This window comes from Thiohalocapsa sp. (assembly GCF_019695415.1).
Classification (GTDB): domain Bacteria; phylum Pseudomonadota; class Gammaproteobacteria; order Chromatiales; family Chromatiaceae; genus Thiohalocapsa.
Genome location: NZ_JAIFKJ010000656.1, coordinates 1707 through 7508 on the forward strand (window position 1 = coordinate 1707; position 5802 = coordinate 7508).

Sequence of the window (5802 nt, forward strand, 5' to 3'; positions counted from 1 at the left end):
TGGGAGTCCGCCGGCCCGGAACGCCCGAGTGGTGGTGCCCCGTGGGGAGCCGGGGAAAGGGCGTGGGAGACCCGGTGTTGGTGTGGTACTGGGGGGATGGCCGGTGGGGTGGCGACGGCGAAGGGGACCGTCAGGCTGTAACTGCCCGAGCTGGACGCGGTGGAGGACATGTAGAGCATGTCCTGGACGCCGTTCACTTGCTCCTCGATGGGCCCGCCGACGGTATCGGCGATGGTCTGGGCATCGGCGCCGGGATAGGTGGCGGTGACCACCACCACCGGCGGCGTGATGGGCGGGTACTGGGCGACGGGGATGGCCCGGAGCGCCAGGATGCCCGCTACCACGAGCACGATGGAGACCACCGCGGCGAGCCGCGGGCGCTCGACGAAGACCTGGGAGATCATGGTCAGCCCCCGTTGCCGCGGGCGGCCTCGGTCTTGCCGATGTCATCAGCCGAACCGTCAGCACCATCGCCGGCGTCCGACCCGGCACCGGCTGGGGCGTCAGTACCACTGTCACCGTCGGCGCCCTTATCGCCGGCATCCCCGCTACCGGAGCCGGTCGCAGCCCCATCCGTCCCACTCGGCTGCACCGTCATGCCCGGCTTCACCTTCTGCAGACCCGAGACGATCACCAGCTCGCCGTCTGTCAGACCCGAGGTCACCGCATAGCCGCCGTCCACCCGCGGTCCGAGCTGCACCTTGCGCAGCTGCACCCGGTCATCGCCGTCCACCAGGTACACTTGAGCGCCTGTACGGGTGCGCTGCACCGCCGCCGCCGGCACCACCGGCAGGTGCTCCTTGTCTTCGCTATGCACGACGACGGTGATGAACTGCCCGGGCAGCAGCACGCCACTTGGGTTCGGGAAATCCGCGTAGATGGCAACCGTGCCAGTGGACGCATCCACCCGGTTGTCGGTGAAGGCAATCTTGCCCGGCTTGTCGTACTGAGTGCCGTCCGGCAGCACCAGCTTGGGGACGAAGGCCTCGCGCGCCTCGGCGGTAGTGGCAGCGCCCACCTTGTCCTGCAGCCTGATCAGCTCCGCGCTGGGCACCGAAAACACAGCTCGGATGGGGTCCAGCTGAGCCACGGTGGCGAGCGTGCCGGTGTTGGTGCTGACCAGATTGCCCTCGGTGACAGAAGTGGCGCCGATGCGCCCGGCGATAGGGCTCGCGATGGTGGTGTAGCCGAGATTGATCTTGGCGTTGTCCACCCCTGCCTGGGCCTGCTGCTCGCTGGCCTTGGCCTTCTGCACATTCGCCTTGGCCTCGTCACGGGCGGCCTTGGCCTGGTCGAAGGCGGTCTGGGACGTGTCGCCCTTCTCGATCAGCGCCGCCTGGCGCTCGAAGTCCGCCTGCTTGTCCTCCAGCGCCGCAGCGGCGGCGAGCGCTTCTGCCTGGGCAGCCGCAAGCTGCCCCTGGGCCTGCTCCAGATCGGCTTCATACTGGTCCTGCTCGATGCGGTAGAGCACCTGGCCCTTGTCCACCATGGAGCCCTGCTCGAAGGCCACGTCCTCCAGAAAGCCCTCCACCCGGGCTTTCAGGTCCACTGACTGGATGGCCTGGATGTTGCCAACGAAGCGGGCGGTCTTGTCGACCGCCTGGCTCTCCACGGCGGCGACCACCACGGCGGGTCGCGGGTTGTCACCCGATTGGCCGGACGGCTGAGCCATGCCCGGCAGGGTGAGAAGCGCCAGCAGCGCCAACAGAACGACCTGCTGGCCTGCGGACCGCCGGCGAGTCAACCCGCATGCGGATGTGGGCCGCGTGCGGGACACATTGGCGGCGGAGTGCAGTGCTTCGCTCATGCGTCAGGGGCTCTTTTTGTTGGTTGATCCGGGGCGGGACGGCACGACGCGGGGCGCCGGCGGGTTGCGAAAGTCCTCACGTTGCAGCACGCGTCGAACGAACTTAGACTTCCGGCCATGCTACACCATTCAATGTGTATACCGATGCGCACCAACATTGTTTTGGACGACGCCCTCGTGCAGGAGGCGATGGCGGTATCCGGCGCAAAGACCAAACGCGAGGTGGTGGATCGCGCGCTGCGCGAGATGGTCGCCCGGGCCAGGCGACTCGATCTGATGGACCTTTACGGCTCGGACGGCATCGACCCACAGTATGACTACAAAAGCGCCCGGAGCGGAGACGACTGAGCTTGTACCTGGTCGACACCTCGGTCTGGATCGACTTCTTCCGCGCGCGGGCCACGCCCGCCGTGCAACGGCTGAAGACGCTCCTTCAGGCGGGCGCCGATGTCTGCATCACGGCGCAGATCCTGCAGGAGATTCTTCAGGGCACGCGTGACGACGCCCAATTCGACAAGTATCTCAGGTACTTCTCGAGCCAGCCGATCCTCCACCCCCAAGACCTCGTCGGCTGCGCCATCGCGGCAGCCCGCATCTACTTCGACTGCCGGCGCCGTGGCCTGACGGTCCGCTCCGCCAACGACTGCCTCGTCGCCCAGGCGGCCCTGGAGCATGACGCGGTCCTGCTCCATGACGACACCGATTTCGAGCACATCGCCCAGGTCGTGACGGCGCTGCGGCAGGTGTCCGGCTGACCGGGACAGGCGCCGCACCCAGCGCCAGCCGCCCGCCCTTTTCGCCACACCCCAGTCGGTGCCGGACTTGCCGGCGCGGGTCGATGACTTCGAATTCGCCCGCGAATCCGACGCGCTCTAGGCACAGTTCAGCCCGGATGGGCTGCTCGTCGCGAGCGGCCATGATGACGGCTCCAACCGAATCCATGACGCGCTGACCGGCACCGAGCTGGCGCGCCTGAGCTGCCATGACGCCCCGGTCTCATCGGCGGCCTGGGACCCGGCGGGGGCGCGGCTCGCCAGCGCCGGGGACGACGCCCGGGTGCGCGCCACGCTGACCAGGCTCGCCGCGCCGGCGGAGAGCGTGTCGCTCGCTACCATGGAGCTGGCCGAGGTGCCGGCCGGAGACAGCATCCCGCTGGCCTTTGCGCTGGGTGACCGGGTGGAGCTGGGGCGCGACCCCCGCCTGATCCTGACCGTCCTGCTGGAAGAAGACGACCCCGCCGCCCTGGCGCACGCGCTTGGTACGGTCGCCCGCGCTCGCAGCATGACAGAGATCGCGAAGGCATCGGGCCTGGCGCGCGAGTCGCTCTACAAGGCGTTGCGCCCCGAGTCACAACCGCGCTTCGACACCATGAACCGGGTCTGTCATGCCTTGGGCGTGAAGCTGGTGGCGCAACCCTTGCGCGTTACCGAGGGCGACACGGATGAGGTTGCCCCCTGAGTGCCGCATTGCCCGTTGCGCCGGCGCCGGCGGAGCAGAGACACCCAATGGCACACTCGACTCCTCTGCCCACATTCAGCGCTTGCGGAGAGTCTAGACACGCTTCGGACAACTCCTCGATGAGGTGCTCCAGATCCAGCTCCGCGAAACGACCGGCGCGCAGCAGCTCCGCCGTCCGCTCCGCCCAGGCGGCGTAGTCTTGGTCTTAGAGTCGATGGAGACTCGAACTGATCGAAGGATGCTGCATGACTATTTCACCTTCATGCCGGGCTCGGCACCGGCATCCGGGCTCAGGATGAAGATGTCCTTCCCGCCGGGCCCTGCCGCAAGCACCATGCCCTCGGACACGCCGAAGCGCATCTTGCGTGGCGCAAGATTGGCGACCATCACCGTGAGCCGCCCCTCGAGCTTCGCGGGGTCGTACGCCTTGCTGATGCCGGCGAAGACGTTGCGCGTCTCGCCGCCCAGATCGAGTGTGAGTTGGAGCAGCTTGTCGGCACCGTCCACTGGCGCTGCCCTGGCGATGCGGGCGATGCGCAGGTCCACCTTGGCGAAGGCGTCGAAGTCGATGGTGTCGGCGATGGGATCCCTGGCCACGTGGCCGGCGCCCGACGTCGTGTCGCCGCCCTGCCCAGCCGCCGGCTGACCCGCAGTCTGCGCCTGGGCCGCCGCCAAATCCTCTTTGGACGCCTCCAGCACCGCCTCGATATGCTTGGGCTCGACGCGGGTCATCAGCGGCTTGAACTTCGCGACCTCGTGGTCGAGCAGCGGCTGGGACAGCGCATCCCAGGCGAGCGGCTCGATCTGCATGAACTGCTCGGCGGCCTCCGCCGTCCCCGGCAGTATCGGCTTGAGCCAGCCGATGAGCAGCCGGAACAGATTCAGCCCCTGGGTGCAGATGCCCTGGAGCTCGGCGTCCCGGCCGTCCTGCTTGGCCACCACCCAGGGGGCTCGCTCGTCGATGTACTGGTTCGCACGGTCCGCAAGCGCCATGATCTCTCGCACCGCGCGGCTGAATTCCCGGCGTTCGTACGCCTCGGCGATACCCTCGCCAGCAGCGGCAAATTCGTGAAACAGCCCGGGCTCCGGCAATTCCACACCGAGACGACCGCCGAAGCGCTTGGTGATGAAGCCGGCGGTGCGGCTCGCGATGTTGACCACCTTGCCGACGAGATCCGCGTTCACGCGGGCCTGGAAGTCGTCCAGACTCAAGTCGATGTCATCGACGCCGGGACCGAGCTTAGCCGCGAAGTAGTAGCGCAGGTACTCGGGATTCAGGTGATCGAGATAGGTCCGTGCCTTGATGAAGGTGCCGCGGGACTTGGACATCTTCTGCCCGTCCACGGTCAGGAATCCATGCGCGAAGACGGCCGTCGGCGTTCGGAAGTCGGCGCCGTGCAGCATCGCCGGCCAGAACAGGGCATGGAAATAGATGATGTCCTTGCCGATGAAGTGATACAGCTCGGCGGTGCTGTCCTGTCCCCAGAAGGCGTCGAAGTCGAGCCCGGCGGCGCGCCCGCGCTCGCTCTCGCACAGCTGCTTGAAGCTCGCCATGTAGCCGATGGGCGCGTCCAGCCAGACGTAGAAGAACTTGCCCGGGTGGTCCGGGATCTCGAAGCCAAAGTACGGCGCATCCCGGGAGATGTCCCATTCCTTGAGGCCCGCCTCGAACCATTCGTCGAGCTTGTTGGCGACCTGCTCCTGGAGCCCGCCGCCGCGGGTCCACTCGCGCAGCATGGGCTCGAAGTCCGCGAGCCTGAAGAACAGGTGCTCGGACTCGCGCTGCTCGGGCACGGCGCCGGAGACGACGGACTTGGGGTTCTTCAGCTCCGCCGGCGAGTAGCTCGCGCCGCAGGCCTCGCAGTTGTCGCCGTACTGGTCGGCGGCACCGCACTTGGGGCACTCGCCTTTGATGAAGCGATCCGGCAGAAACATCTGCTCCACCGGGTCATACGCCTGATGGATGTTGCGCGCGGTGATGTGGCCCTTGTCGCGGTTGCGCGCGTAGATCAAGGTCGCGCAGTAACGATTCTCGTCCGAGTGGGTCGAGTGGTAGTTGTCGAAACCGATCCGGAAGTCCGCAAAGTCCGCCTTGTGCTCTTCCGCGACGCGGGCGATGAGCGCCTCCGGCGTGATGCCCTCGGCACGCGCCTTCAGCATGATCGGCGTGCCGTGGGCGTCGTCGGCGCAGACATACCAACAGTCGTGCCCGCGCAGCTTCTGAAACCGCGCCCAAATGTCTGTTTGGATGTACTCCACCAAGTGGCCGATGTGGATGGGTCCGTTGGCATAGGGCAGCGCACTGGTGATGAGGATATCGCGGCGTGGGCGGCGGCGCTTGTCGGGTGCGGTCATGGCGTGCTGTCGAAACTGGTCGGGCGGAGGGCGGCCTTGCGCGGGCAGCGTGCGTGAAACGAGCATTATCCGGGAACGGCGGACATTGGGGGAAGCGCCCGCACAATCCGAATGGGCGACAGCTGCTCTCTTAAGGAGATGCTGATTTATTGGGCATCCTGCCCAAAAATCAGACGGAGCCG

6 protein-coding genes and 2 pseudogenes are annotated in these 5802 nt (G+C 66.9%); 4 read left to right on the plus strand and 4 right to left on the minus strand.

All coding sequences use genetic code 11. From position 1 onward, the window contains the following. Both I6U14_RS17890 and I6U14_RS17895 read right to left on the minus strand, forming a co-directional pair. Window positions 1–404: efflux RND transporter permease subunit (locus I6U14_RS17890; RefSeq protein ID WP_296901192.1), on the minus strand; the 404-nt coding region annotated here is incomplete at its 3' end. Between the two features lie 2 nt (window positions 405–406). Continuing rightward, a complete protein-coding gene (locus I6U14_RS17895) occupies window positions 407–1807 on the minus strand; it encodes an efflux RND transporter periplasmic adaptor subunit (protein WP_296901194.1) in 1401 nt (466 codons plus the stop codon). Between the two features lie 144 nt (window positions 1808–1951). Here I6U14_RS17895 and I6U14_RS17900 point away from each other — a divergent pair, with 144 nt between their 5' ends. The 4 genes and pseudogenes from I6U14_RS17900 to I6U14_RS17910 all read left to right on the plus strand — a co-directional run bounded on the left by I6U14_RS17900 (window position 1952) and on the right by I6U14_RS17910 (window position 3265). Further along, window positions 1952–2155, plus strand: coding sequence for a type II toxin-antitoxin system VapB family antitoxin (locus I6U14_RS17900; RefSeq protein WP_296901196.1), 204 nt, complete (start codon window positions 1952–1954; stop codon window positions 2153–2155). A gap of 2 nt (window positions 2156–2157) precedes the next feature. Further along, entirely contained in the window at window positions 2158–2562 is a 405-nt protein-coding gene (locus tag I6U14_RS17905; protein WP_296901198.1) for a PIN domain nuclease, read from the plus strand. A gap of 208 nt (window positions 2563–2770) precedes the next feature. Next, a pseudogene (locus I6U14_RS18350) lies at window positions 2771–2857 on the plus strand (hypothetical protein); the annotation flags it as partial. 6 nt (window positions 2858–2863) lie between these two features. Continuing rightward, window positions 2864–3265 carry an addiction module antidote protein gene (locus I6U14_RS17910; protein ID WP_296901200.1) on the plus strand — a complete coding sequence of 134 codons (402 nt, stop codon included), beginning with the start codon at window positions 2864–2866 and terminating at the stop codon, window positions 3263–3265. Here the strand turns inward: I6U14_RS17910 and I6U14_RS18355 are convergent. Both I6U14_RS18355 and metG read right to left on the minus strand, forming a co-directional pair. Further along, window positions 3231–3458 (minus strand): annotated as a pseudogene (locus tag I6U14_RS18355) (DUF29 family protein); the annotation flags it as partial. The gene I6U14_RS17910 and the pseudogene I6U14_RS18355 sit on opposite strands and share 35 nt — an antisense overlap. Before the next feature lie 56 nt (window positions 3459–3514). After that, window positions 3515–5620: a methionine--tRNA ligase gene (metG, locus tag I6U14_RS17920; protein ID WP_296901203.1), complete on the minus strand. Its 2106-nt coding sequence runs from the start codon at window positions 5618–5620 to the stop codon at window positions 3515–3517. Window positions 5621–5802 lie beyond the last annotated feature (182 nt).

What these genes read in the sequence shown, in the direction of transcription:
- I6U14_RS17895 (WP_296901194.1), bottom strand. Translation starts at nt 1,807, where the DNA reads ATGAGCGAAGCACTGCACTCCGCCGCCAATGTGTCCCGCACGCGGCCC.
- I6U14_RS17900 (WP_296901196.1), top strand. Translation starts at nt 1,952, where the DNA reads ATGCGCACCAACATTGTTTTGGACGACGCCCTCGTGCAGGAGGCGATG.
- metG (WP_296901203.1), bottom strand. Translation starts at nt 5,620, where the DNA reads ATGACCGCACCCGACAAGCGCCGCCGCCCACGCCGCGATATCCTCATC.